Origin of the sequence: Pseudomonas sp. BLCC-B112 (assembly GCF_028550695.1) — a bacterium.
Lineage (GTDB): Bacteria > Pseudomonadota > Gammaproteobacteria > Pseudomonadales > Pseudomonadaceae > Aquipseudomonas > Aquipseudomonas danubii.
This window is the reverse complement of record NZ_JAQQGK010000001.1, coordinates 297,845-323,220: the sequence shown is the minus strand read 5'-3', so window position 1 is coordinate 323,220 and position 25,376 is coordinate 297,845. Positions and strand designations below refer to the sequence as shown.

Below are 25,376 nucleotides of genomic sequence, written 5' to 3'. Positions count from 1 at the left end.
TGACTGTCATGCCCCCACACCTGATCAAACTGTTGAGCCTGTCGGCGCTGACCGCCGGCATTCTCGCCGCCAGCGCCGGCGCCCGTGCCGATGAGCCCCAGGCGCCGAACTTCACCGCCGAGCCGTGCTGCAACCTGTGCCCGGCCGCCCATGATGCGAAGAACTACACCACCCGCTACCAGCAGAACTTCACCACCCTGGTGCAAGCCCAGGGCGACTGGCTGTTCCGCACCCAGGAAGACCTGCGCACCGAATTTGATACCACGCCGCAAGGCTATCGCCGCCTCAAGCAATTGCACCAAGCGTTCAAGAGCAAGGGCGTGGAACTGGTACTGGTCTACCAGCCGACTCGCGGCCTGGTGAACCGCAACAAGCTCAACCCGGCAGAGAAAGCCCGCTTCGACTACGACAAGGCCCTGAACAACTACCAGGCCATGCTCGGGCGCTTTGCGCAGATGGGCTACGTGGTGCCGGACCTGTCGCCGCTGACCAACGAACAACTGCCCGACACCCTGCCGGCCCACGATTTCTACTTCCGTGGCGACCAGCACTGGACCCCTTACGGCGCCCAACGCACCGCCAAGATCGTCGCCGACAAGGTCAAGCAACTGCCGGCCTTCGCCGACATTCCACGGCGTGAATTCGAGACCCACAAGTCCGGGCGCATGGGCAAGACCGGCACCCTGCACAACATGGCCGGGCAACTGTGCGGCACCAGCTACGCCATCCAGTACATGGACCAGTTCACCACCGAGCCCAAGGGCGAGGCCGGCGACGGCGACCTGTTCGGTGATTCCGGCAACCCGCAGATCACTCTCGTAGGCACCAGCCACAGCGGCAAGAACTACAACTTCGCCGGCTTTCTGGAAGAGGCCATCGGCGCCGACATCCTCAACGTCGCCTTCCCCGGCGGTGGCCTGGAAGGCTCGATGTTGCAGTACCTGGGCAGCGACGAATTCCAGAAGAGCCCGCCGAAGATCCTGATCTGGGAGTTCTCGCCGCTGTACCGCCTGGACCAGGAAACCATCTACCGGCAGATGATGGCCCTGCTGGACAACGGCTGCGAGGGCAAGGCTGCGCAGATGAGCGCCAGCACCACCCTCAAGCCGGGCAAGAACGAACTGCTGGTCAACAGCCAGAACCTGGACCTGCGCAACAGCGGCCATCAGGTCGACATCCGCTTCGCCGACCCTTCGGTGAAAACCCTGCAAGCCACCCTCTGGTACATGAACGGCCGCCACGAGGACATCAAGATCGACAAACCGGAAACGTCCGACACCGACGGGCGCTTCGCCTTCGAACTGCGCACTGACGAAGACTGGGCCTCGCAGAACCTGCTGGCAGTCGAAATCCAGGGCCCGGAAGCGGGCACTGCCGGGCAGAAGGTCGAAGCGAAAATTTGCAAACGCAACGTATTCCCGAGCGCCGAGCAACGCACCGCGCAGATCGGGCAATGAGGTTACCTATGCAAAGCACACACCTGAAACACTGGTTGCTCCCCAGCCTGCTGGGGCTGGCCATGGTCACCGGCAGCGCCCAGGCCGCCGCGCCGCTGCGTCCACCCCAGGGCTATTACGCCCCGGTGGACAAGTTCAAGAGCGGTGACGACAGCGAAGGCTGCGACGCCATGCCGGCGCCCTACACCGGCGCCCTGCAGTTTCGCAGCAAGTACGAAGGCTCGGACAAGGCCCGGGCGACCCTGAATACCCAGTCCGAACAGGCCTTTCGCGACACCACCGCGGACATCACCAAGATCGAGCGCGGCACCAGTAAGCGGGTCATGCAGTTCATGCGCGACGGCCGCCCGCAACAGCTGGACTGCACCCTCGCCTGGCTCAGCGCCTGGGCCCAAGCCGACGCGCTGATGTCCAAGGACTTCAACCACACCGGCAAGTCCATGCGCAAATGGGCCCTGGGCAGCATGGCCTCGGCCTACCTGCGGCTGAAGTTCTCCGACTCCCACCCGCTGGCCAGCCACCAGGAACAGGCGCAGAAGATCGAGGCCTGGTTCAGCAAGATGGCCGATCAGGTCGTCAGCGACTGGGACAACCTGCCCCTGGACAAGACCAACAACCACTCCTACTGGGCCGCCTGGTCGGTGATGGCCACCGCCGTGGCCACCAACCGCCGCGACCTGTTCGACTGGGCCGTGAAGGAATACAAGGTCGGCGCCCACCAGGTCGACGCCGACGGCTTCTTGCCCAACGAACTCAAGCGCCAGCAACGAGCCCTGGCGTACCACAACTACGCCCTGCCGCCCTTGGCGATGATCGCCAGCTTCGCCCAGGTCAACGGCGTCGACCTGCGCCAGGAGAACAACAGCGCGCTCAAGCGCTTGGGTGACCGAGTGCTGGCTGGGGTGAAAGACCCGGAGCTTTTCGAGCAGAAGAATGGCAAGGAACAGGACATGACCGACCTCAAGGTCGACTCGAAATTCGCCTGGCTGGAACCCTACTGCAGCCTCTACACCTGCGCTCCGGAGACATTGGAGCGCAAGCACAAGATGCAACCGTTCAAGACTTTCCGCCTGGGTGGCGACCTGACCAAGGTCTACGACCCGGCCCGTGAAAAGGGCAACACAAGCCCGTAACACCTACACCTGTAGCCGCTGCCGAGGCACGAGGCTGCGACGCGGTCCGCAGGACCGCCCCCAGGGGCCGCTTCGCAGCCCATCGCAGCCTCGTACCTCGGCAGCGGCTACAGAGAGCGTCATGAATGCAATACGCCTCCCACGGTTTTTTCAGTGGGGGGTTTGGGGGGGCTCCGGCCTCTGACTATTGGTTAAACATGGAGAGATCGGGATGGTTTTCTCGTCCAATGTGTTCCTGTTCCTGTTCCTGCCGATCTTTCTCGGCTTGTACTACTTGAGCGGGCAACGCTATCGCAACCTGCTGCTGCTGATCGCCAGCTATGTGTTCTATGCCTGGTGGCGGGTGGACTTCCTGGCGCTGTTCGCCGGGGTCACCCTGTGGAACTACTGGATCGGCCTGAAAGTCGGCGCCGCCGGTGTACGCACCAAGCCGGCCCAACGCTGGCTGCTGCTCGGCGTCGGCGTCGACCTGTGCATCCTCGGCTACTTCAAGTACGCCAACTTCGGCGTGGACAGCATCAACGCGATCATGACCTCCTACGGTCTGGAACCGTTCATCCTGACCCACATCCTGCTGCCGATCGGCATCTCGTTCTACATCTTCGAGTCCATCAGCTACATCATCGACGTCTACCGCGGCGACACCCCGGCCACCCGCAACCTCATCGACTTTGCGGCGTTCGTGGCGATCTTCCCGCACCTGATCGCCGGCCCGGTCCTGCGCTTTCGCGACCTGGCGGACCAGTTCAACAACCGCACCCACACCCTGGACAAGTTCTCCGAAGGCTGCACCCGCTTCATGCAGGGTTTCATCAAGAAGGTGTTCATCGCCGACACCCTGGCAGTGGTCGCCGACCATTGCTTCGCCCTGCAAAACCCCACCACGGGCGATGCCTGGCTCGGCGCCCTGGCCTACACCGCGCAGCTGTATTTCGACTTCTCCGGCTACAGCGACATGGCCATCGGCCTGGGCTTGATGATGGGTTTTCGCTTCATGGAAAACTTCAAGCAGCCCTATATCAGCCAGTCGATCACCGAGTTCTGGCGGCGCTGGCACATCAGCCTGTCCACCTGGCTGCGCGACTACCTGTACATCACCCTGGGCGGCAACCGCAAAGGCACGCTGATGACTTACCGCAACCTGTTCCTGACCATGCTGCTCGGTGGCCTGTGGCACGGTGCGAACATCACCTACATCGTCTGGGGCGCCTGGCACGGCATGTGGCTGGCCATCGAAAAGGCCCTGGGCATCAACACCACCCCACGCAGCCTGAACCCGATCCGCTGGGCCCTGACCTTCCTGCTGGTGGTGATGGGCTGGGTGATCTTCCGTGCCGAGAACCTGCACGTGGCCGGGCGCATGTACGGTGCCATGTTCAGCTTTGGCGACTGGTCGCTGTCGGAACTCAACCGCGCCAGCCTCACCGGCCTGCAAGTGGCGACCCTGATCCTGGCCTACGCCACCCTGGCGTTCTTCGGCCTGCGTGACCTGTACCGCAACCCGGCACCGGTCAAGGCCAAGCCCGACGTCGCTACCCCCGCCGACGGCCCGGCCACCGCCCAGCCCGGTCTGATCAAGGCAGTGCCCGGGGACACCCCCGGCAGCGTTCACCAGCCAGGCTACATCGTCGGCACCGAGGCCCAAGTGCAACCGGCCTACTGGAGCGCCGACTGGTCGCGCTACGTGATGCGCGCCCTGGTGCTGCTGCTGTTCATCGCCTCGATTCTCAAACTCTCGGCGCAAAGCTTTTCGCCGTTCCTTTACTTCCAGTTCTGAGGGATCTGCCCATGACCCGCTCATTACGTGTGCTCTACATCGCCCTGTTCCTGGTGACCCTGGCGGTCCTCGGGCTGTGGTCGGTGCGCAGCTTCTTCGGCTTCAGTACCAACAACGACGCCACCGTGCTCAACGGGCGCTGGGCCAAGGCCGTGGAAACCCACTACGACGACCAGTTCCCGATCAAGCGCCTGGGCACCAACCTCTGGGCCGCCCTGGACTTCAAACTGTTCAACGAAGGCCGCCCCGGGGTGGTGCTAGGCCGCGACCAGTGGCTGTACAGCGATGAAGAGTTCAACCCGGTGGTCAACGAGGAGCTCAACCTGCAAGGCAACTACGCCCTGGTGGAAGGCGTGCGCCAGACCTTGAAGGCGCACGGGGTGAAACTGGTGATGGCCATCGTCCCGGCCAAGGTCCGGCTGTACCCGGAACACCTGGACGAGGTACGCCCGGCGCGAATCCACGCCAACCTCTACCAGGACTTTCATGCCCGGGTCGCGGCCGACAAGATCCTTGCCCCCGACCTGCTGGGCCCCCTGCAACAGGCCAAGCAACAGGGCCAGCAAGTGTTCCTGCGCACCGACACCCACTGGACCCCGGCCGGCGCCGAAGTCGTCGCTCGCCAGTTGGCCCAGGCCATCGCCGCCAAGACCCCGCTCAGCGGTCAGCCACAACGCTTCGTCACCGAGACTCAAGAGACCGTGAAGCACCAGGGCGACCTGCGGCGCTTCCTGCCCCTGGACCCGCTGTTCGAAAACCTGATGCCGGCCGAAGAGCCGCTGCAAAAGCGCGTGACCCGCGCCAGCGAGGAACAGCCGGCCGCCGACGACGTGCTGTTCGCCGACCACGAAGTACCAGTGACCCTGGTGGGAACCAGCTACAGCGCCAACCCCAACTGGAACTTCGTCGGCGCCCTGAAACAGGCCCTGCACAGCGACGTGCTGAGCTACGCCGAAGACGGCCACGGCCCGATCCTGCCGATGCTCAGCTACCTGAAAAGCGACGACTTCAAGAACAACCCGCCCCAGGTGCTGATCTGGGAATTCCCTGAACGCTATCTGCCTGTGAACAACGAAATCGGCGATGCCGACCCGCAGTGGGTCGCAGAGCTCAAGCAAGCCGGTGCTCGCCAACAGAACGTAGCTGCACTCAACAAATCCGAGACGCCCGACCGGGCGCAAAACTGAAAAGAGGTAACACTCATGACTTTCACTACTACTCCTCGCCGTCTCGCTGCCAAATCCCTGAAAGCTGCCGTATTGGCCGCGAGCCTGGGCCTGCTATCAGCCCCGGTATTCGCCGGTGGCGACGCCGCCCTGTACGGTCCCACCGCGCCCAAGGGCTCGACCTTCGTGCGCCTGTACAACGCCAGCAACAGCGAAGTCAGCGCCACGGTGGGCAGCACCAACGTCAATGACGTCGCGCCCCTGGCCAGCAGCGACTTCAGCTTCATGCCCGGCGGTGACTACACCGCCAAGGTGGGCAGCCAGAGCGTGCCGGTGAAACTGGCCGCCGATCACTATTACACCCTGGTCAACAACGCCAGCGGCCAGCCGCAACTGATCGAAGAACCGCCGTTCAAGAACAAGCAGAAATCCCTGGTGCGGGTGCAGAACCTCAGCGACCAGGCCCTGACCCTGAAGACCGCCGACGGCAAGACCGACGTGGTCAAGGCCGTGGCTGCCAAAGGCCGCGGCGAGCGCGAAATCAACCCGGTGAAGGTCAGCTTCGCCCTGTATGACGGCGATAAAAAAGTCAGCGACCTCAAGCCCGTGGCCCTGGAGCGCGGCGAAGCGGCGGTGCTCTACGTCACCGGCAACGGCAGCAACCTGTCGCCGGTGTGGGTGAAACGCCCCGTCTCCACCCGCTAAGACCTGTAGCCGCTGCCGAGGCCCGAGGCTGCGACGCGGTCCGCAGGACCGCCCTCAGGGGCCGCTTCGCAGCCCATCGCAGCCTCGTACCTCGGCAGCGGCTACACCGAGACAAAAACAAGAGTGAAACGACAGAACGCAGTAGCTCTAACCCATACGATGTTTGAAGGAGTAACAACATGATTCCGGTGATCTTGTCAGGTGGTAGCGGCTCACGTCTTTGGCCGCTTTCGCGCAAGCAATTCCCCAAGCAATTCCTCGCCCTGACCGGCGAACACACCCTGTTCCAGCAAACCCTGGAGCGCCTGGTGTTCGAAGGCATGGACACCCCCATCGTGGTCTGCAACAAAGACCACCGCTTCATCGTCAACGAGCAGTTGGCCAACCGTAAGCTCGAATCCCAGCGCATCCTCATGGAACCCTTCGGCCGCAACACAGCCCCCGCCGTGGCCCTGACCGCGATGATGCTGGTCAACGAAGGCCGCGACGAGCTGATGCTGGTGCTGCCCGCCGACCACGTCCTGGACGACCAGAAAGCCCTGCAACGGGCCCTGGCCCTGGCCACCGTGGCCGCCGAGCGTGGCGAAATGGTGCTGTTCGGCGTCCCGGCGACCAAACCGGAAACCGGCTACGGCTACATCAAGTCCGCCAACGACGCCCTGCTGCCGGAAGGCATCAGCCGGGTCGCGCAGTTCGTCGAGAAGCCCGACGAAAAACGCGCTAACGAATTCGTCCAGGCCGGCGGCTACTTCTGGAACAGCGGCATGTTCCTGTTCCGTGCCAGCCGCTTCCTCGAAGAGCTGAAGAAACACGACCCGGACATCTACGACACCTGCCTCTTGACCCTGGAACGCAGCCAGCAAGACGCGGACACCGTGACCATCGACGAAGCCACCTTCGCCTGCTGCCCGGACAACTCCATCGACTACGCGGTGATGGAAAAGACCCAGCGCGCCTGCGTGGTGCCCCTGAGCGCCGGTTGGAGCGATGTCGGCTGCTGGTCGTCGCTGTGGGACGTGCATGAAAAGGACGCCAACGGCAACGTCAGCAAGGGCGATGTGGTGATTCAGGACAGCCACAACTGCATGATCCACGGCAACGGCAAACTGGTGTCGGTGATCGGCCTGGACAACATCGTGGTGGTGGAAACCAAGGACGCCATGATGATTGCCCACAAGGACAAGGTCCAAGGGGTGAAACAGATGGTCAACACCCTCAACGAACAGGGTCGCAGCGAAACCCAGAACCACTGCGAGGTCTACCGTCCGTGGGGCTCCTACGACTCGGTGGACATGGGCGGGCGCTTCCAGGTCAAGCACATCTCGGTCAAGCCGGGGGCCTGCCTCTCGCTACAGATGCACCACCACCGCGCCGAGCACTGGATCGTGGTCAGCGGCACCGCCGAAGTCACCTGTGACGAGAACGTGTTCCTGCTCACCGAGAACCAGTCCACCTACATCCCCATCGCCTCGGTGCACCGCCTGCGCAACCCGGGCAAGATCCCGCTGGAGATCATCGAAGTGCAATCGGGCAGTTATTTGGGCGAGGACGATATCGAGCGGTTTGAAGATATCTACGGCCGCTCCACCCCGGTGGAACGTGGCGTCTCGGTGAAGACCATTGCGCAGTAAGCGCAGCGGCAAGTTTCAAGCGGCAAGTAGAAGCAGCCGTAAGCTTCAAGCGGCAAGCTGCAAGTAAAAGCAGGGAGTCGTGCTAGCAAGACCTTTGTGCTCCCCCTTTCCAGGTGCCTGCGTCCCCTATCCGCAGGCACTTGGCCAGGGGGATTTTTGTAGCCGCTGCCGCAGGCTGCGAAAAGGGCCGAAGGACCTTCAGCGATCTCAAGCCCCCTGCGCCCGCTGCGCGGTCGTTCGCAGCCTGCGGCAGCGGCTACAAGAAGCAGCGATAAATAGGAGCAACCGTAAGCTTCAAGCGGCAAGCCAGATCAACAGCCATCTGTGGATACAAAAGGTCGTTTCAGGCTACACATATCGGGTTGACCGCCCTCTCACTGCTCCCTATCCTCGCGCCTGTCACGACTCATTCGTGATCGGGTTTGACGGCTCGGTAACACTTTCAGGACGCATAGTTCCTCGACTCTGCTTGCGCTCTTCTGCGCTCGCAAAAAAGTCTTATGGCGACTGTGCGTGGGGCATCTTCGGATGCGCCGGGTTCCTGAAACCGGTCCGTCAACCTGCGTACAGTTGCCACCCAACTCGTTTGACGGCGATCAAGTGGCAGCTCTATTTATTTCAGGAGCAACACACCATGACGGACCGTATCGCGCTAACCAGCAACGAATCCTCCACTCCCAGCCTGTTTATCGACACCCGCGCGCCTTTGGACGAACTGCATGCCAGCGCCGCCTACCGCATCCTCGCGGTGACTCAACTGATGGAAAGCATCGTGCACATGGACAGCCGCCACGCCGATGCCACCGACCTGACACAGATCGCCCACGCCAGCGCCATTCTGTTGCGCGATGGCTGTGATCTGCTGGACGTGTTGGGGCGGCGGATTCGTGGCAGTCAGTACCTGAACTAAAACGCCCTGTGATCGTTCCCCTTCAAACGCGGGGGAACGATCGGCGTAGTTGTAAAACCACACAGAAGATATATCCCGGAAGAAATCATTTCGGGGTAAGTACGTCCAAGGTTTTTAACTAGGTCATCGATCATTGCTGCGTTCATATCAAGTGCTCCCTGGCCCAAAATTCACTGCAGATTCTGAGCGCGTGATTTTTCGTTCAATTCAAACACTATCTCCTCTACTTCCACTTTTGCGTTGTATTTAAAAACCGTCTGAGTTCCTTTGGGTATGCTCGGAAAGCGATAAATGTCCCAACCCCCTGTCATACCACGGATAGGCATTTTGAAAGGTGCTCTTGACTCAAAAGGTTCTCCATAGCAGAGTCGAACTGCATCTTGATTCATACTTTTTTTTAGTTGATAGGGTAAGTTTCCGTTGTAGATTGACTCCCCTTGGAAACTCTCTAGCAAGCTGATGAATAAAATTTCAAAACGCTGGCTACTAGCCCAGAAGCCCAATTCGATTCCAGGCTCAGGCGACATTGATAAGGTGTCACTATCCTCAAAAATGCCTTTTGGCGGACCTCCTGGAAGATACAGGCCAGAGGCGATCAGTTCGGGGTAAGTGCGTCCGAGACTTTTAACCCAGTCATCAATAATAGCGGCGTTCATATCAGTACCAGCCTTGTTCCTGATGGAGGTTGTGCAGGTCAGCGCGTGCTGTCTCGATCTCGAGAGCTGCAGTTGTGCGCGCTGGAGGTGTGTCAGGAGAGCGCAACTAAAAGAAGAGAAAATTTTTGAGTCTATTAACTTAAGCACCTGAGTTTTCGTTCAACCTGATGATGAGACCATCCACTTCTGCTTCTAAGTTGTACTGGAACACCGTTCTGATGTTTTTAGCTGTGCCTGGAAGATGATAGGTATCCCACCCCCCCGTCATTCCAAGTACAGGCATTTTGAAAGGGGCTTTTGATTCAACTGGCTTGCCGTAATGAGATCTGACCCAGGCTTGACTCATTCGTCGTTGGAGCTGATATGGCAACCCTCCTTCGTATACGGGATCATCGTCGGACGTTGTATGCAAGTAGATGCAGAGAGACTCAAATCGTGTATTGCTTGAAAATCCCATGTCTATTCCGGTAGCAGGTGACATAGACGAGGTCTCGTCGCCATCAAACATACCTTTCGGTGGACCGCCTGGAAGATACATCCCGGAAGAAATCATTTCTGAGTAAGTGCGTCCAAGGCTTTTAACCAGGTCATCGATCATTGCCGCGTTCATATCAATACCAGCCTTGTTCCTGATGGAGGTTGTGTAGATTGGTGCGAGCAGTTTCAATCTGTTCTTCAGTAAAGCCCTGCTCTATGAGAAAGGGTTTGATGGCCTCAAGATTATTATCCACGGCTGCACGCAGGTCGGCGGCGTCCTTCATCTGCTGGGCCTTGGTGTTTCTGCCCCCATACGTCTCGCTGTACTTTTGATGTACTTCATTTGGAATTGCAATGCTCGGCGCATTCAGCAGAATTTTCCTTAGATCTTTCGAGAGTATGTTGGTGTTGAGTGTAACCAAGTACTCTCTCAGCGCACCTTGCGAAGGCATGTGATCAATATCCAACCCATCCTTCGCACTTCTACTGGAAAGATCATTGGCAGGCCCCACCTCCAGCGGATTGACCATCGGCTTGGCAAACACCAAATACAGCGACCTGATCCCGGAGTCAGCCGGGAAGGTGATGATGCAGTCCTCGACTTTGAACTCATCGATGGGCGCCCCTTCGAGCTTGCTGTCACCTGCTTCGCTGATGGGGTGGACCATGATGTTGGCCAGTTCATCGGTCCCCCCTGGATAAGCGCTGGGAGTCGTTACCAACGGCCCGTGATTGGGCGTCCAGATAATAGTGATGGTGCCAAGGTGGGCCTCCATGGCGCTTTTGTCTGCGTTCCACTTGGCTTTGATCACCGGAACGGCGTCCTGTCCTGACTGGGCGCTGGTGTGGATGCCGTAGATCTGAAGAGCGCCCTGGCTGTCGCGGCGGAACTGGAAGCGAACCCGCGTGGTAGCAGCGCGCATGTCCTGCAACTGTTTCTCGCTGTAGAACGAACCGTCGCCAAGCATGGTCGGGGTCATCGCCAAGATCACGACACGCCCTACGGGACCTGCAGCATTTTTTAGCAGCGTACCGGTGGCTTCCAGTGACCACACGAAACTTCTGAGGATGAGGTCTCCGGCGATTTTGCCCAGCCCGGCCTCTGCCGTGGAGGAGGCCATGACCATGGTTTTACCGAAGTTCGTCGCAGGTTCGCTGTCGGTGCCCGCCTTGGTGGTGCCCCAGGGTGCAGAGCTGATGGACTTGGCAAAAATCAGGTCAGTACGGGGCTTGGGGTCAGGCCACGGGTCTTCCTGAATGTAGACCGGCTCCGGTTCAAAGGTGGAGCGGGCAAAGCCGCCGCCCCCTCCTGCATTGGAGCTGTTTTCGACCAACACCCAGTCACCATTCCTGACGGCATCGAGAATGTCCCGATTGCTGTTGATGGTGTAGTGGTCGCGTAACAACTCATCCAGGCCTTCAAGACTGGATCGATTACTCTCCAACGCTTTACGGACTGTGGCCTCAGCAGAATGTGACGGCTCAGCATTGTGTGCTCCTGGATCAGAGCTTTTTATTAAACGCATACGATCCCTCGGCGTTTTAATTAGTTGGCACTAATTGTTGCGTCGATCCGGATTTGTTCTGTAAGAGGTATCTGAAAAGTCACAGGGGAATACCTGCGGGACTGTCAGAATTGACATAGATCGCGTAGCCCCTTCAATTTATGGGCGATTGGGCTCGTATAGTTCTCAGCGCTTTACAACAGCTCTTCCTTCATCCCCAATCCCACGTCATCGATCAGCGCCTTGCCCATCTCCGCCAGGAAATGCGCGGCCCAGGCGTAGCGCTCGCCCTGGTCTTCTATGGCCGCATCCAGAGCGAGTTTCTTGACGTAGTACAGCAGGGCCGAAGCCCTTCCAGGCAGTAGCTATTGCACGGAAATACGGGCGCAAAAAAGCGCCTGCAATCGTCAAGGGTCGCTGTTGCGTCTGTATTAGAAATTAGAACGGGTTATCAACCCCGGTCGCTGAACGGGCAGCGACGCTCATCTGACGGTCAACGCGGTGATGTCCCTCTCCGCCGCCTCAAGAGCGGCCATTTCCTGGATATTCAGCTTGTTTTTAAGCACTGAGGAGGCGGGGTAGCAGTAATGATCATGAGAAGCGTCGTATTTATCCATTCAACGGTCTTCCATGCTTGGCCAGGATTTTTTCCAACGAGGCTTTTTCGTCGAAGACCGGTATGTCTATGCCTTCCAGTCTTGAACTGCTGACAAAGTTTTTAAGCTTGTTCTTTTCGAAACGCTCATAAGGATCAAACGCAGGACGAGCAGCGCATTTCGACAACAGGGACAAAGCGCCTCTAAGTTCTGCAACATTCCTGGCGCACATCCTGAAGCCGATTCTTTTTGAAACTTCATTGCGCACGGCCGGATAGGGCAACGCATCAATAAGCACGCGTTCGCACTCTCGCCCCTCTTCTGCGAGGGCACTCAGGCGCTTTAATTTCAAAGATAAAGAGCTCCAGCCATTTGCCCCTAACTTCAAATGAAGCTGAGTTTCGACAAAGCGTTTGACCTCAAGAAACGTCCCCAGCTTCTTCAGATCGCTGATCTGTGCAGTTTGCAAAATCTGCTGCAGTGATACGTCCATCATCGCCCCATGATTGATGCCAAAGCCCGGAGATTATACACCTCATAGATCGCCACCACGGGCATGTCTCGTCCTTGGCACCAGCACTCTTCACAGTCGAAAGCGGAGCCCACCCCTTCAGCTAGCATTCGCCTCGTTCGATGTTTGCAGCCCTGAGAACCTGAGCATTTTCCAGTCCCGGTAAAGGTGTTCCAGAAATGGATAGATGACCCCGGAGCATGCCAGCCACCTGCTCGGGCGGGCACCAGAGTGGACCACATGATGTCCACTATCGGCATAAATCCGCTTTAACAGACCTTCTGTTGTCCCTAACGCCCCATCAAAACCTGGCCTGTGGATAACGTCACAACAGCCATCCTCCATCGCCAACCCCACCTACGCTTAGGTAGGATGTCCCCTCCTTTTCCCCGAGGCTCACCTCATGTTCATCGGCGTTCTGCTGGTCATCACCTGGCTGATCCTGCTTCTGCGCTACCCCGCCAAAGCCCTTCCCGTGTCCCTGGCCGCTGCGTTCGGCCTGGCCCTGGTGGCCTGCTGGGTGGTCTGGCTGGACAACCGCGAAGCCCAGCAACTGGCGCGCCTGGATCTGCGCCTGAGCTACGCCCCCGAACACTGCCCTGCCGACCGCCCGCTGCAGGTCAAGCTGAACAACGGTAACAAGGTGCCCCTGATCGAACTGCGCTGGCGGGTCGCCGCCTACGCGCCGGGGGACACGGTCAACCTCGCCGACAACCAGTACAGCGCCCCGCGCTACCGCGGCCCCGGCGAGTTGCAGGCCGGCGCCAGCTGGGAAGACTGCCTGCCGCTGCCACCGCTGCGCTCGGGCTATCGTCCGCAAACCCTGGAGTTTCGTGCCGAGCGTTTGCAAGGTAGCTTCTCCGACTGATTTCCTCTTCCCCCTCACAGCACAAGGACCGCGCCATGCCCGTAGCGTTGATCACCGGTTGTTCCAGCGGCATCGGCCGCGCCCTGGCAGATGCCTTCAAGGGCGCCGGTTTTACCGTGCTCGCCAGCGCCCGCAAGGCCGAGGACGTCACTGCCCTGCAAGCCGCCGGTTTCAAGGCCGTGCAACTGGACGTGAATGACGGCGCTGCCCTGGGCGCCTTGAGCGAGGAGATCAACCAGCAGTACGGCGGCCTCGATGTGCTGATCAACAACGCCGGCTACGGCGCCATGGGCCCGCTGCTGGATGGCGGCGTGCAAGCCATGCAGCGCCAGTTCGAAACCAACGTGTTCTCGGTGGTCGGGGTGACCCGGGCGATGTTCCCGGTGCTGCGTCGCAGCCGCGGCCTGGTGGTGAATATCGGCAGTGTCTCCGGGGTGCTGGTGACGCCGTTTGCCGGCGCCTACTGCGCCTCGAAAGCCGCGGTGCATGCCTTGAGCGATGCCCTGCGCATGGAACTCTCGCCGTTCGGCATCCGGGTCATGGAAGTGCAGCCCGGGGCCATTGCTTCAAGTTTTGCCAGGAACGCCGGGCATGAAGCCGAACAGCTGCTCAACGAACAATCGCCCTGGTGGCCACTGCGCGAGGGCATCCGCTCCCGGGCCAAGGCCTCCCAGGACAAGCCGACCCCCGCCAGCGAGTTTGCCGCCGGCTTGCTCAAGGCCGTGCAACAGGACAAACCGCCACGCCTGCTGCGCCTGGGCAATGGCAGCCGCGCCCTGCCGCTGCTGGCCAACCTGCTGCCCAAGGGTTTGCTGGAGAAGGGACTGATGAAGCGGTTTGGCCTGACTCGCAACCTCTAAAAAACAGTAACCACCACGCTCAGGGAAAGCTGAGCGTGCCCGCCCCCCGCTGTCATGCTGATAAATCTGTAGCGCCATACCGCCTGCGCCCGTTCACGGGCAAGAGGGCTGATGCCCCCTCCCCCGTCCTGGCCACTTCAGCGCCTCCGGCCCCCTGCTCGACCGCAGGCGCGCCAATGCACCTGCGCCCCTTAAAAAATCGATACAACTCAATCCTATAGAACACTCGACTCTGTTTATTTCTTGCAAGTTCACCATTTCAAAACAGCAAGTACATTTCTTACATATAACTAAGATATTTCTCAAATCATCAATCCAGAAATTACAAAAAAAATCCTGTGCTAGGTTTACGGACAGGCGAGTTAAACATTACTAAAAACCGCAAAAAAACCAACCACTTCAATATTGAAATCAAACAAATAGTTAAGGACAACTAGGATCATGAGAAAGATCGCAATCGTAGGGATGTCTTGCAATTTACCCGGAGATATCAATGACTTAAGAAAATTACTAAGCGCACTTAGAGAACGCCGAGTTACCGCCGACACAGTCCCTAAAGACCGTTGGGACATGGCGCGCTACTACTCTAGCGATGAGACCTCAAAGGGTAAGGCCTACGTAGAAAAAGGAAACTTCCTAAAACACGATATTCGTTCAATGGATGCCGAGTTCTTTGACTTACCAGCAAGTGTCGCGGAGAACATTGATCCACAGCAACGTTTATTGCTTGAACTAACCTGGGAAGCTTTCGAGAATGCCGGCCTGAACTTGCCGGCACATTCAGGTCGTAAAGTCGGGGTCTATGTCGGCGGTTTCATGCTGGACCAAATGGTCACCATGACCCACTTCGCCAACCGCACCCGACAGAACGCCAATACCCCCAGCGGGATGATGATGACGATGTTGGCCAACCGGCTGTCCCACGCATTCAACCTGCGTGGCCCTAGCCTGTCGATCGACACCGCCTGCTCCTCGTCGCTCGTCGCCTTCAGCTACGCCTGCAACGATATCTGGTCCGGCGAGTGCGACATGGCGGTGGTAGGCGGTGCCAACATCATGACGCGTCCCGAGTACCCCATCGGCATGTGCAAGGGGCACTTCCTCTCTCGCGATGGACAATGCAAGTCATTCGATGCCCGTGGCGACGGTTACGGCCGCGGCGAAGGCGGTGGCGTGGTGATCATCAAGGCCCTGGAGCAAGCGTTGCTCGATGGCGACACGATCCTGGCCACGGTGGAGGGCGCCGGCGTCAACTCCGACGGGCGTACCCCGGGCATCTCGCTGCCCAGCGCTGAAGCCCAGGGCGCCTTGATCCAGGACGTTTGCACGCGTTTCGACATTGATCCGGCTCAGGTGCGTTACGTCGAATGCCATGGGACGGGAACCGCGGCAGGCGACCCGATCGAGGCACGCTCCATCGGGTCGGTCTATGGCAAGGGCCGCAGCGGCGACGACCGGGTGGTCCTGGGCTCGATCAAAAGCAACATCGGCCACCTTGAGGCCGGTGCCGGCATCGCCAGTCTGATCAAGGCAGTACTGACCCTGCAACATCGCGAAGCCTTCGAGCTGGGCAACCTGGAAACGCCCAACCCCGACATTCCCTTCGAAGAATGGGGAATTCGACTGGCCGCCGGGCCCATTCAACTGGCCAAACCGGGCGAAGCCTTTCTGGTGGGCATCAACTCGTTCGGTTTCGGCGGCACCAATGCCCACGTGGTGCTGCGTTCCGCGCCGGACCCTGAGCCTGCCCCGCTGACCGCCGCGGCCCGCAGCCAAGACGCGCCGCTGTACCTGCCCTTCTCCGCACGCAGCCCCGGTGCGCTCAAGGAGCTGTCCCACCGCTACAGCGAGCGTCTGCAGGCGAGCAACGTCGAGCTGGACGACATCCTGCACTCCGCCGCATTCCACCGTGCGCCCCTCAATCATCGGGCCGTGGCCATCGGCCGGGATCGGCAGCAGTTGCATCAAGCGCTCAGCGAGTATTGGCAGCACGGGCATTGTGATCAGGTCATCACCAGTCGCCGCACGGCCCTGGGCCAGCCCCTGCCGGTCTGGGTCTTCACCGGGATGGGGCCACAGTGGTGGGGAATGGGCCAGGAGCTGTATCGCAGCGAGCCGGTCTATCGCGACGCGGTGGATACCGCCGACCGACTGTTCCAGAACGTCTCCGGGTTCTCGATCGTTGCCCAAATGCTCAAGAGCAAGGGCGAGTCACGCATTACACAGACGGCCTTCGCGCAACCGGCGAACTTCATGCTTCAGTGGGGTCTGGCGGCGATGTTGTCTGCCGCCGGGGTCAAGCCCGGGGCCATCGTCGGCCACAGCGTTGGCGAGGTCACCGCAGCCTGCGTGAGTGGCGCGTTATCCCTGGACGATGCGGTGCGCGTCATCCATGAGCGCAGCCGGTTGCAAGCGACCACCGCAGGCACCGGCAGCATGCTGGCGGTAGGCATCGGCCAGAAAGAGGCGCAGGCATTGCTGGCTGATTACGAGGGGCGCATCGAAGTCGCGGCGGTCAACGGGCCAAACATGCTGACCCTGTCGGGGGAAACCGCGGCCATTGAAGCCCTGGCCCAGACACTGGAAACCCAGGAAATCTTCAACCGCCTGCTGACAGTCGAAGTGCCTTATCACAGCTACCTGATGGCGCCGATCCTGGATGAGCTGACCGCCGCCCTGAGCACCATCAGTGCCTGCCAACCCTCCATCCCGCTGGTCTCGACCGTGACCGGGCGCTATGCCAGCCAGGGCCAGTACGGCACCGACTACTGGCAGCACAACGTGCGGCAACCGGTGCATTTCTACCACGCGATCCAGACCTTGCTCGACGATGACTACGTCACCTTCGTCGAGATCGGCCCGCACCCGGTCCTGGCAGGCGCCTTGCGCGATTGCGCCAAGGTCCAGGCCAAGGAGATCCGCCTGGTCGAAACCCTGCGTCGCGAAGAACCGGAACAACAGCGCATGCAGCGTGTGGTCGCCCAGGTGTTCGCCAGTGGCTGCGACATCGACTGGCAACCACTGAACGGCCGCGGCCGCTTCACCGACCTGCCTAACTACCCATGGCAACGCGAACACCTTTGGCTTGAGAGTGAGCGCTCCAATTACCTGCGCATCGCCTCGACCCAAGTGCCCATGCTCGGCTACCGGCACTATCCGGCCAACGACACCTGGCTCAACGACCTGGATCACCAGGCCCTGGCCTACCTGAAGGAGCACGTGGTCTCGGGCGTCTCGATCATGCCGGCGGCAGGCTATGTCGAAACCCTGTTGGAGGCCGCGGCCGCGCTGTACCCGGACAGCCCGGGGCTGCGCCTCTCAGACCTGGAGATCCGCGCGCCGCTGGTGATTGCCAACAACAATCCTCTGGACTACGTGTCCACCTACTCCCGCGACAGCGGTCGGGTAACCCTCCACAGTATCGAGAGCGGCAGCATTGGCGCCGGTCAGGTCCACGCCGTCGGGCGGGTCGACGCACTGGCCACAAGCGAGCCTCAATCGCTTGACATTGCCGGGCTCCAAGCCTCGTTCGGCGGCGAATGGGAGCCCAAGGTGTTCTATCGCGAGCTGTCGCGCATCGGCCTCCAGTACGGACCGATGTTCCAGACCATCCGCTCGATCCGCGCCGACGCCAAGACCGGTCGGGCCCTGACCTTCATCGAGTGTTCAAGCGAACTCTCGAACCAGGGCTACCATGCTCATCCAACCGTTCTGGATGCCTGTTTCCAGTCATTGGTCGGCCTGCTGGAAGACAGCGACACCACCTATCTACCCACCGGTTTTCGCGAGCTGCGCCTGCTCGCCCCCGCGTTGCCCACACGTTGCTGGTGCCAGGCGGTAAGGACAAGTGCGACGGCTGCCTACGTTGAGTCCGACCTGACCATCACCGATGAACATGGCGTGGTCGTTGCCCAGATCAGGGGGATGCGCGTCACAGCTGTGCCCAACGCGCCCGGGCGCACCGACAAGTTCGGTGACCCGGTCAAACTGCAAATGGCCCGCTATGAATGGGCGGATGCCGGGACCCCACCCGAACCCAAGCGACTGGGTAACTGGCTGGTCGTCGAGGACGGTGCTTCCCGCGATCTGGCCGACCGTATCGTCGAGGACTTCCACAACGCCAGTGTCTCGGTCAGCGCCCGACTGCGTACCGGCCCCCAGGAGCGGGCCGATGGCCTGGAGATCAGCGTGCCCCTCGAATCCGCCGCCATCGAGCGAGCGCTGGGGCGCATGGGCCCATTGGCCGGCGTGGTCTTCGTCCACGGCGCCCAGGCCCGCCTGGACAGCCAGGACCCAACCGGCGCCCAGGCACTGCTGTTGATGATCGAGGTCAGCCGCTGCCTGGCCAGGCTTGAGCTCGAACAGCGGCCCAGGGCCTATGTGATCACCCACAACGCCTTCAAGATCATGGACAACGACGCACCGGTGCAACCGGCGCAAACAGCGTTGGCCGGATTTGCCCGGGTCGCCTTCAACGAAATCGAAGGCGTGCACTTCAGCAGCGTCGACCTGCCGGCTACGCCGTCCGCCGTGGACATCAACGCCTGCCTTCGTGAGTTGATGTGCGACGCGCCACAGGATGAAGTCGCCATTCGCCAGGGTCGTCGCTTCAGCAGCCGGCTTGAAGTCCAGCCGTGGTTGGCCGACGCCCTGGTGGAGGAAGTTGCTCTGGCGGGCACGGATAGGGCGGTCCTGGTCCGTCCCGATGAAGACGACACTAGCCTAGGCAGCGTGAAGCTCATCGAAACCCCGCGCGAACCCCTGGGCGCAGATGACATCGAGCTCAAGGTCCAACGCGTGGTGGTATCCAAACACGACCTGCAGGCAGCAGGCCATCCACCCTCCGGCCAGCACTATATCGAGCTGCTCGCCACCGTTACCCGCACCGGAGCCGAGGTCACCGACCTGCATCCTGGCCAACGGGTCTGCGGTCTTGCCCCCTTCACGTTCAGCAGCCACCTGCGCGGTCCGCGATCAGCCTTCCACCTGACCTCGCTGAGCGACGAGCAATGCAGCGACCGATTGCTGCTGGTAGCCGTGCGTGACGCCATCGCCCAGCACCTCATTGACCAGGCCGGTCTTGAGGCCGGCCTGTGTGCGCTGATCGAGGCAGATCCACTGGGCCTGGCCATCGATGCCGAACTCCAGCGCCGCGGCGTGCGTACCGTGCTGATCAACGTGCCCGACAGCAATGCCGCAGTCGCCAGCACGGTCATCACCGCCACTGGCAGTGCGCTGGACGCCGCCGTATGCGAACACACGGCCGGCCAGGGTTTTGACGCCATCATCGGTTCGATGCCGCGTTGGGATCGGCTGTACGGCTGGGAAGCGCTGGCCCGGGGCGGAGTGCTGATTGACACCGAAAAAACTGCACGCGCCTTTGCCCTGCCCGGCAATGCAGCCTCCCTGGTGCGCGCCGACCTGACATTGATCAGCCAACGGGCGCAGCTGTTCGCAACCTCCCTGCGCACGGCCGTGGAGCGCACCCGCCATGCTCAGGTCCCGGTCATCCCCAGCCTGACGATTTCCCTGGCCGACCTGGCCACGAGAAAGCTGTCAATGCTCGACAACGTGGATGTTCCGATCCTCATCGATTTTGATGAGGTGGAGAGCCCCCTCAAGGTCCAAGTCATGGAGACGGTGTCCTTCAGACCGGATGCCTCCTACCTGGTCACGGGCGGTTTCGGTGGCTTTGGTCAGAAAACCAGCCGCTGGCTGGTGGATCACGGCGCACGACATATCGTGCTCGCCGGGCGCAGCGGCGCCGATACTCCCGAGCGCCAGGCCTTTGTCGAAGAGCTGCGCCAGCAAGGCGCGAACGTGCTGGCCCTGGCCTGCGATCTGGCCGATGCCAGTGCCGTGCGCGACCTGATGGGCACCATCGCCGACAGCGCTGCGCCCCTGCGGGGTGTGTTCCACCTGGCCACGGTGATCATCGATGAGGCGATCCTCGAACTCGATCCTGCGCATTTCCTCCAGGTCATGCAGAGCAAGGCGCAGAGCGCGCTATGGCTGCACCAGGCGACGCAGGAAATCGAGCTCGACCATTTCGTGCTGTTCTCGTCCTTCGCCGGGTTGATCGGCAACAGCAAGCAAGCCGCCTATGTCAGCGCCAACAGCTTCCTTGACGGCCTGACCTGGCATCGCCGGGCGCTGGGTTTGCCGGCACTGAGCATCAACTGGGGCGCGATTTCCGATACCGGCATCATTGCCCGCGATGAAAAGCTCGAACAGTTCATGCGCTACATGGGACTGCGCGGCATGGAGACTCGCGAAGCACTGCAGTGGCTGGAACGCGCAATGCGGCGGGATATCACCCAACTGGGCATTTCCCTGGTCAGCAGTTGGGCTGATTGGGCGCGGTACGAAACCCTCAGCCAGCAATCGCCACGTTTCATCGAGCTGATCGCCTCCGATGCCGAGGCCAGCAACGACGCCAGTGAACGCCTGCGGGAGGAAATCGTTGCGCTGCCGGAGACGGAACGCTTCGCGGTGCTGTCAGGCCTGATCGTGTCGTTGATCGCCGATGAACTGGAAACCAGTGCCGACACGGTTTCGATCGACAGACCGATTCTCGAGTTTGGTATCGACTCACTGATGGCGGCGGAGATTCAGGTGGTGCTGAAAAACAACCTGGGGATCAGCGTCTCGGTGATCGAGATCCTCAACAACCTGACGATTCGCGGCATGGCCAACGATGCCCTGGCCAACATGGGACTGAGCGACGATCTCGATGCTCAGCCCTCGACAACGGTTCAGGCACAGGAGCGACAAGCATGACTACTCACCTGCATATCGAGCGGCTGCGTGCCCAGTTGTTGGGTAAACAGGGAACCGCCAGCGTCGGTGCCGCGACCGGCCCGGAGCAGGGCCCACGAGCTACCCCGGCCAAGGTCAAAGTCGGCCCCGAACACTACGACTTTGCCTACTTCCCGGAGCTGCGCGAGTTCAGCAACACCCAGTGGTACTACAACACCCAGGGCTATGAATGGAACATGTTCCGCCAGCACCTGGGGGCATCCAGCGCCGTGGTGGAGATGGATGGGCGGCAACTGATCAACTACGCCTCCTACAACTACCTGGACTTGCTGGGCGATCCGCGGATGCAAGACGCCGCCAAACAGGCCGTGGACGCGTTCGGCACTTCGGCGGGCTCGGGAAGGATCAACATGGGCGAGATCCCGATCTTCACCGAGTTCGAGCAACTGATCAGCCAGACACTGGGGGTCGAGGATGCGGTAATGGCGGTCAATGGCTATGGCGCCAACGTCGCGACCCTGGGTTATCTGGCCCGCCGCCAGGATCTGGTGATCTATGACGAGCTGATCCACAACAGCATGCTCATGGGGGCCAAGCTCAGCGGAGCCCGGCGCCTGACCTTTCCCCACAACGACTATGACGCCTTGGAGCAACTGCTGGTGGAGCACCGCCAGCACTACGAACGGGTGCTGATCCTGACCGAGGGCGTCTACAGCATGGACGGGGATATTCCGGATATCCCGCGCATGATCGACATCAAGCGCCGCCATCACGCCCTGCTGATGGTGGATGAAGCCCACTCGATGGGAGTGATCGGCCCCCGCGGGCTCGGCGTGGTCGACTACTTCGGCCTCGACGGTGCGGACATCGACATCCACTTCTCGTCCATGAGCAAGGCATTCGCCACGGTGGGAGGCTACATCGCCGGGCGCAAGGAGCTGATCGCGATCCTCAAGCACTACGCGCCGGGCCTGTTGCTGTACACCGCCGCGCCCACGCCGGCCAGTGCCGCCGCCGGCCTGCAAGCGTTGCGCATCATGCACGCCGAGCCGGAACGGGCACGGCGGGCGGTCAGCAATGCCGGCTACTTCCGGACCCAGGCCCGGGCAGCCGGTTTGGATACGGGCTTGAGTCATGATTCGGCGATCGTGCCGATCATGATGCCCGACGGCGAGACAGCGGTATGGACCACGGCCCAGCTGTTCGAACAGAACATCTGCACCTTCCCGATGATCTTTCCGGTGGTCCCGCGCAACACCGAACGCCTGCGTTTCTTTATCAGCGCCGCCCATACCCGGGAGCACATCGACCGTACCGTCGAGCTGCTGGTCGATCTGCGCAAGAACGCTCCCGCGAGCAAGGGGTTATTTTGAAACAGATACGTTTTGATCGATTCGGTCTGCCTTCCCGCGTGGCCTATTGCATCGAGGTTGAGTACCCGGGGCCACCTTCGCCCTGGGAGGTGCTGGTCGAGGTGGAAGTCTGCGCGCTCAACCCTGCCGATCTCGCACGCCTGTCGGGCCGCTACGGTGAATTGCCCCAGTTGCCCGCGACCCTTGGTCTTGAGGCCATTGGCCGGGTGATGGCCTGTGGCGCCTCGGTCGACCAGCTGTGCGAGGGGGACCGGGTGATTCTGCTCGGCAACGAAAACTGGTGCCAGCAGCGCCGCATTGCCGCCTCGCTGGTGCACAAGTTACCCCCGGAACTGGACCCGCTGCAGGCCGCCTCGCTCAAGGTCAGCGCCTGCACCGCCATCGAACTGCTGCGCCGGCAGAGCCAATTGGAGCCGGGGGCCTGGGTCATCCAGAACGCGCCCCTGTCGAGCGTCGGGCGGGCGGTGATGCAAGTCGCCCGGCATGACGGCCTGCGCACGCTGAATGTCGTCCGTCGCCCCGAAGCGGTGAGCGAAGTGCTCGCGGCCGGCGGCGATGCCGCAATCCTGGCCGGTGACCGATTGGTGCAAGAAGCCAAGGCCACCATGGGCTATGCCCTGGGGGGGCTGGTGCTGGATGCCGTGGGTGGTGAAGGTGTTGCGCCCCTGGGAGAACTGCTGGAGCCGGGGGGCACCATCATCCAGTACGGCATGCTTTCAGGACAACCGACCCAACTGGCCTGCGAGGATGTGATTTTCCGCGACATCAACCTCAAGGGCTTCTGGCTGGCCCGCCATCTGGCCCAGGTGTCCCATCAACATCGGGATGGACTGATGAGCGAAGCCACCGATTTGCTGGCCAAGAAGGTCCTGCAAGCGCAGGTGGCAGCGACCTACACGCTGGACGAAATCACCGTGGCACTGCGGCACTTCGAAACCCCGGGACGCAGGGGTCGCGTCTACCTGCTGCCCAACGGGCCGGTTCAGCACCTTTGCAGTGGAGGTCACCAGGATCATGGATGAAGTCAGCCAACGGCATGCTCCGCACGCCAATCCGCCCTCCGTGGATCAGGTGCCGCTCGTGCGACTGCGCAACCTGGGCAAGCGCTATGGCGACGTCATTGCGTTGCATGACATCAACCTGGACATCCCCAGCGGAGAAATGCTCGCCATCGTCGGGCCCTCGGGCAGCGGCAAAACCACGCTGCTGAACCTGATCGGGCTTCTGGACAAACCCTCATCCGGGCAAATCGAGCTGCAGGGCCACAGCGTGACCCAAAGCACCTCGGTGCACTATGCACAGCAACGCCTGCGCACCATCGGTTTCGTTTTCCAGAGCTTCAACCTGATCCCGGTGCTCGACGCCCTGGACAATGTGCTGCTGCCCTTGCGGATCGCCGGCCGTATCAGCGCGCAGCAGCGCCAGCGCGCCTGCCACTTGCTGCAAGAGGTCGGCCTGGCCGGGCATCTGCACCAGCGCCCGGACAAAATGAGCGGCGGCCAGCGGCAACGGGTCGCCATTGCCCGAGCCTTGATCGCCCAACCACGCCTGGTGATCGCCGATGAACCGACGGCCAGCCTGGACAGTGAAAACGCCCATGCCGCGATGCAGTTGTTCCAACGGCTCAATCGCGGTCATGGCGTGACCTTCGTTTTCTCGACCCACGATGAGCGGGCATTGGGCTACATGGACCGATGCCTGAGCTTGTGCGACGGGCGAATCATCAAGCAGGTTCAGTCATGCACTCATTGATACTCGCGCTGAAAAACGCCTTCCGCAACGGACGACGAACCCTGGTCACGCTGCTGGCCATCGCCTTTGGCCTGGCGGCAATCAACCTGTTCAGCGGCTATGTCGCCAATGTCTACAAAGGGCTGGAGGATCTGGCGGTGATGGGCGAGCGCCTTGGCCACCTGACCCTGACCAAACGTGGCTTCTGGCTCGAAGGCAAACTCGATCCGACGCCGTACCTGATCGTTCCCGAAGAGGCGCAGCGCATCGAGAACGTGCTGCGCGCTGCGCCGCACATCAAACATGTCTCGCCCAGGCTGAGCCTGAACGGACTGGCCTCCAATGGCCGCGCATCGACCATCTTCATCAGCGAAAGTATCGCGCCAGAGGACGACCAGGCCCTGGGCGGCTCGGCTCTGGGCTACTCCAACGGTCAACTCGATGCCCGGAATGAAATGGGGGTCGCGGTGTCCTCGGACCTCGCCAAGCTGTTGAACCTGCAACAGGACACGGTGTTCAGCCTGCTGTCGAGCACCTTCGACGGACAGGCCAATGCCGTGGACGCCATGGTCACCGACGTGTTCAACACCGGCACCGCCAGTACCAACGACAAGTTCATCCTGCTGCCCCTCAAGCTGGCCCAGGCGCTGCTCAACACCGACGCCATCGAACGCTTTGTCGTGGTACTCGATGATGCCGGGATGACCGAGACCATGGGCGAGCAATTGCAGGACAAGCTGCGGGCCGCAGGCATCGACGTCGAGTTCAGAACCTGGAAGCAACTGTCGAACTTCTATACCCAGGTCAAAAGCCTGTTCGACGTGATCTTCTCCTTTATCGCCTCGATCGTTCTGGTGATCTCGGCCATGAGCGTCGCCAACACCATGTCGATGGCGGTGGTGGAGCGCACCCGCGAAATCGGCACGCTGCGGGCCCTCGGGCTTTCGCAGAATGGGGTGATCCGGCTGTTTGCCCTGGAAGGTTTCTGGATCGCCGCCTTCGGTTGCCTGCTGGGACTGGTCCTGACCCTGGTGGTGGCCCTGGGGATCAATCTCGCCCAGATCGGCTACATCCCCCCGAACCTGTCCACAGAAGTACCGCTGCAGGTCGATCTGGACTGGCTGCGCATCGTCTCGACCGCGCTGGTGGTCACTGTGTTCGCCGTACTGTGCGCCGCCTATCCGGCGTACAAGGCCACGCGCCATGAAATTGTCGACGCACTCACGTTCGTTTAGTCGGCCACCAGGCCACAGGTCACTCA

General features: G+C 61.0%; 18 protein-coding genes and 2 pseudogenes. 14 read left to right on the top strand and 6 right to left on the bottom strand.

From position 1 onward, the window contains the following. The first annotated feature begins 8 nt into the window (after positions 1 to 8). The 7 genes from PQT43_RS01510 to PQT43_RS01480 all read left to right on the top strand — a co-directional run bounded on the left by PQT43_RS01510 (position 9) and on the right by PQT43_RS01480 (position 8,779). Entirely contained in the window at positions 9 to 1,457 is a 1,449-nt protein-coding gene (locus tag PQT43_RS01510; RefSeq protein ID WP_102879070.1) for an alginate O-acetyltransferase, read from the top strand. Between the two features lie 8 nt (positions 1,458 to 1,465). Beyond that, positions 1,466 to 2,590, top strand: a complete 1,125-nt coding sequence (locus tag PQT43_RS01505) for a mannuronate-specific alginate lyase (RefSeq protein WP_253083705.1) — start codon at positions 1,466 to 1,468, stop codon at positions 2,588 to 2,590. Positions 2,591 to 2,801: 211 nt separating this feature from the next. Beyond that, positions 2,802 to 4,367: an MBOAT family O-acyltransferase gene (locus PQT43_RS01500; RefSeq protein ID WP_110596421.1), complete on the top strand. Its 1,566-nt coding sequence runs from the start codon at positions 2,802 to 2,804 to the stop codon at positions 4,365 to 4,367. 11 nt (positions 4,368 to 4,378) lie between these two features. Continuing rightward, the gene (locus PQT43_RS01495; protein WP_267269414.1) at positions 4,379 to 5,554 is read left to right on the top strand and encodes an alginate O-acetyltransferase; all 1,176 of its coding nucleotides are present in this window, start codon (positions 4,379 to 4,381) and stop codon (positions 5,552 to 5,554) included. A 15-nt stretch (positions 5,555 to 5,569) separates the two neighbouring features. Then, positions 5,570 to 6,238 (top strand): alginate O-acetyltransferase AlgF, encoded by a 669-nt coding sequence (locus PQT43_RS01490; RefSeq protein WP_253083702.1) that lies wholly within the window; start codon positions 5,570 to 5,572, stop codon positions 6,236 to 6,238. A gap of 179 nt (positions 6,239 to 6,417) precedes the next feature. After that, a complete protein-coding gene (locus PQT43_RS01485; RefSeq protein ID WP_102878447.1) occupies positions 6,418 to 7,869 on the top strand; it encodes a mannose-1-phosphate guanylyltransferase/mannose-6-phosphate isomerase in 1,452 nt (483 codons plus the stop codon). 634 nt (positions 7,870 to 8,503) lie between these two features. Beyond that, entirely contained in the window at positions 8,504 to 8,779 is a 276-nt protein-coding gene (locus tag PQT43_RS01480; RefSeq protein ID WP_085596250.1) for a short-chain dehydrogenase, read from the top strand. Between the two features lie 170 nt (positions 8,780 to 8,949). On the opposite strand, the gene PQT43_RS01470 is transcribed toward PQT43_RS01480, so the two are convergent. The 6 genes and pseudogenes from PQT43_RS01470 to PQT43_RS01445 form a co-directional block, all read right to left on the bottom strand. Next, positions 8,950 to 9,435, bottom strand: a complete 486-nt coding sequence (locus tag PQT43_RS01470) for a DUF6392 family protein (RefSeq protein WP_267269413.1) — start codon at positions 9,433 to 9,435, stop codon at positions 8,950 to 8,952. A 139-nt stretch (positions 9,436 to 9,574) separates the two neighbouring features. Further along, positions 9,575 to 10,045 carry a DUF6392 family protein gene (locus PQT43_RS01465; protein ID WP_267270018.1) on the bottom strand — a complete coding sequence of 157 codons (471 nt, stop codon included), beginning with the start codon at positions 10,043 to 10,045 and terminating at the stop codon, positions 9,575 to 9,577. 1 nt (position 10,046) lies between these two features. Beyond that, complete coding sequence (locus tag PQT43_RS01460) at positions 10,047 to 11,438, bottom strand: S-type pyocin domain-containing protein (RefSeq protein ID WP_272753423.1); 1,392 nt, start codon at positions 11,436 to 11,438, stop codon at positions 10,047 to 10,049. Positions 11,439 to 11,611: 173 nt separating this feature from the next. Then, positions 11,612 to 11,767 (bottom strand): annotated as a pseudogene (locus PQT43_RS01455) (DUF3077 domain-containing protein); the annotation flags it as partial. Positions 11,768 to 11,905: 138 nt separating this feature from the next. After that, positions 11,906 to 12,034, bottom strand: a pseudogene (locus PQT43_RS01450) (cell filamentation protein Fic); the annotation flags it as partial. Beyond that, positions 12,027 to 12,506 (bottom strand): YhfG family protein, encoded by a 480-nt coding sequence (locus PQT43_RS01445; RefSeq protein ID WP_110596506.1) that lies wholly within the window; start codon positions 12,504 to 12,506, stop codon positions 12,027 to 12,029. The pseudogene PQT43_RS01450 and the gene PQT43_RS01445, both read right to left, overlap by 8 nt. A gap of 421 nt (positions 12,507 to 12,927) precedes the next feature. Between PQT43_RS01445 and PQT43_RS01440 the strand changes: the two genes are divergently transcribed. From PQT43_RS01440 to PQT43_RS01410, 7 genes are all read left to right on the top strand, one after another. Beyond that, complete coding sequence (locus PQT43_RS01440; RefSeq protein WP_102878445.1) at positions 12,928 to 13,392, top strand: multidrug transporter; 465 nt, start codon at positions 12,928 to 12,930, stop codon at positions 13,390 to 13,392. Positions 13,393 to 13,427: 35 nt separating this feature from the next. Further along, positions 13,428 to 14,252, top strand: a complete 825-nt coding sequence (locus tag PQT43_RS01435) for an SDR family oxidoreductase (protein ID WP_110652295.1) — start codon at positions 13,428 to 13,430, stop codon at positions 14,250 to 14,252. Between the two features lie 441 nt (positions 14,253 to 14,693). After that, positions 14,694 to 21,032: a type I polyketide synthase gene (locus PQT43_RS01430; protein WP_272753422.1), complete on the top strand. Its 6,339-nt coding sequence runs from the start codon at positions 14,694 to 14,696 to the stop codon at positions 21,030 to 21,032. Continuing rightward, positions 21,029 to 22,384: an aminotransferase class I/II-fold pyridoxal phosphate-dependent enzyme gene (locus PQT43_RS01425; RefSeq protein WP_102878442.1), complete on the top strand. Its 1,356-nt coding sequence runs from the start codon at positions 21,029 to 21,031 to the stop codon at positions 22,382 to 22,384. Before PQT43_RS01430 ends, PQT43_RS01425 begins: the two co-directional genes overlap by 4 nt. Beyond that, entirely contained in the window at positions 22,381 to 23,406 is a 1,026-nt protein-coding gene (locus PQT43_RS01420) for a zinc-dependent alcohol dehydrogenase family protein (protein WP_272753421.1), read from the top strand. The genes PQT43_RS01425 and PQT43_RS01420 overlap by 4 nt, the downstream gene beginning before the upstream one ends. After that, positions 23,399 to 24,136, top strand: coding sequence for an ABC transporter ATP-binding protein (locus PQT43_RS01415; RefSeq protein ID WP_272753419.1), 738 nt, complete (start codon positions 23,399 to 23,401; stop codon positions 24,134 to 24,136). Before PQT43_RS01420 ends, PQT43_RS01415 begins: the two co-directional genes overlap by 8 nt. Then, on the top strand, positions 24,124 to 25,350 hold the full coding sequence (locus tag PQT43_RS01410; RefSeq protein ID WP_253083699.1) for an ABC transporter permease: 1,227 nt from the start codon (positions 24,124 to 24,126) through the stop codon (positions 25,348 to 25,350). The genes PQT43_RS01415 and PQT43_RS01410 overlap by 13 nt, the downstream gene beginning before the upstream one ends. Positions 25,351 to 25,376: the final 26 nt, after the last annotated feature.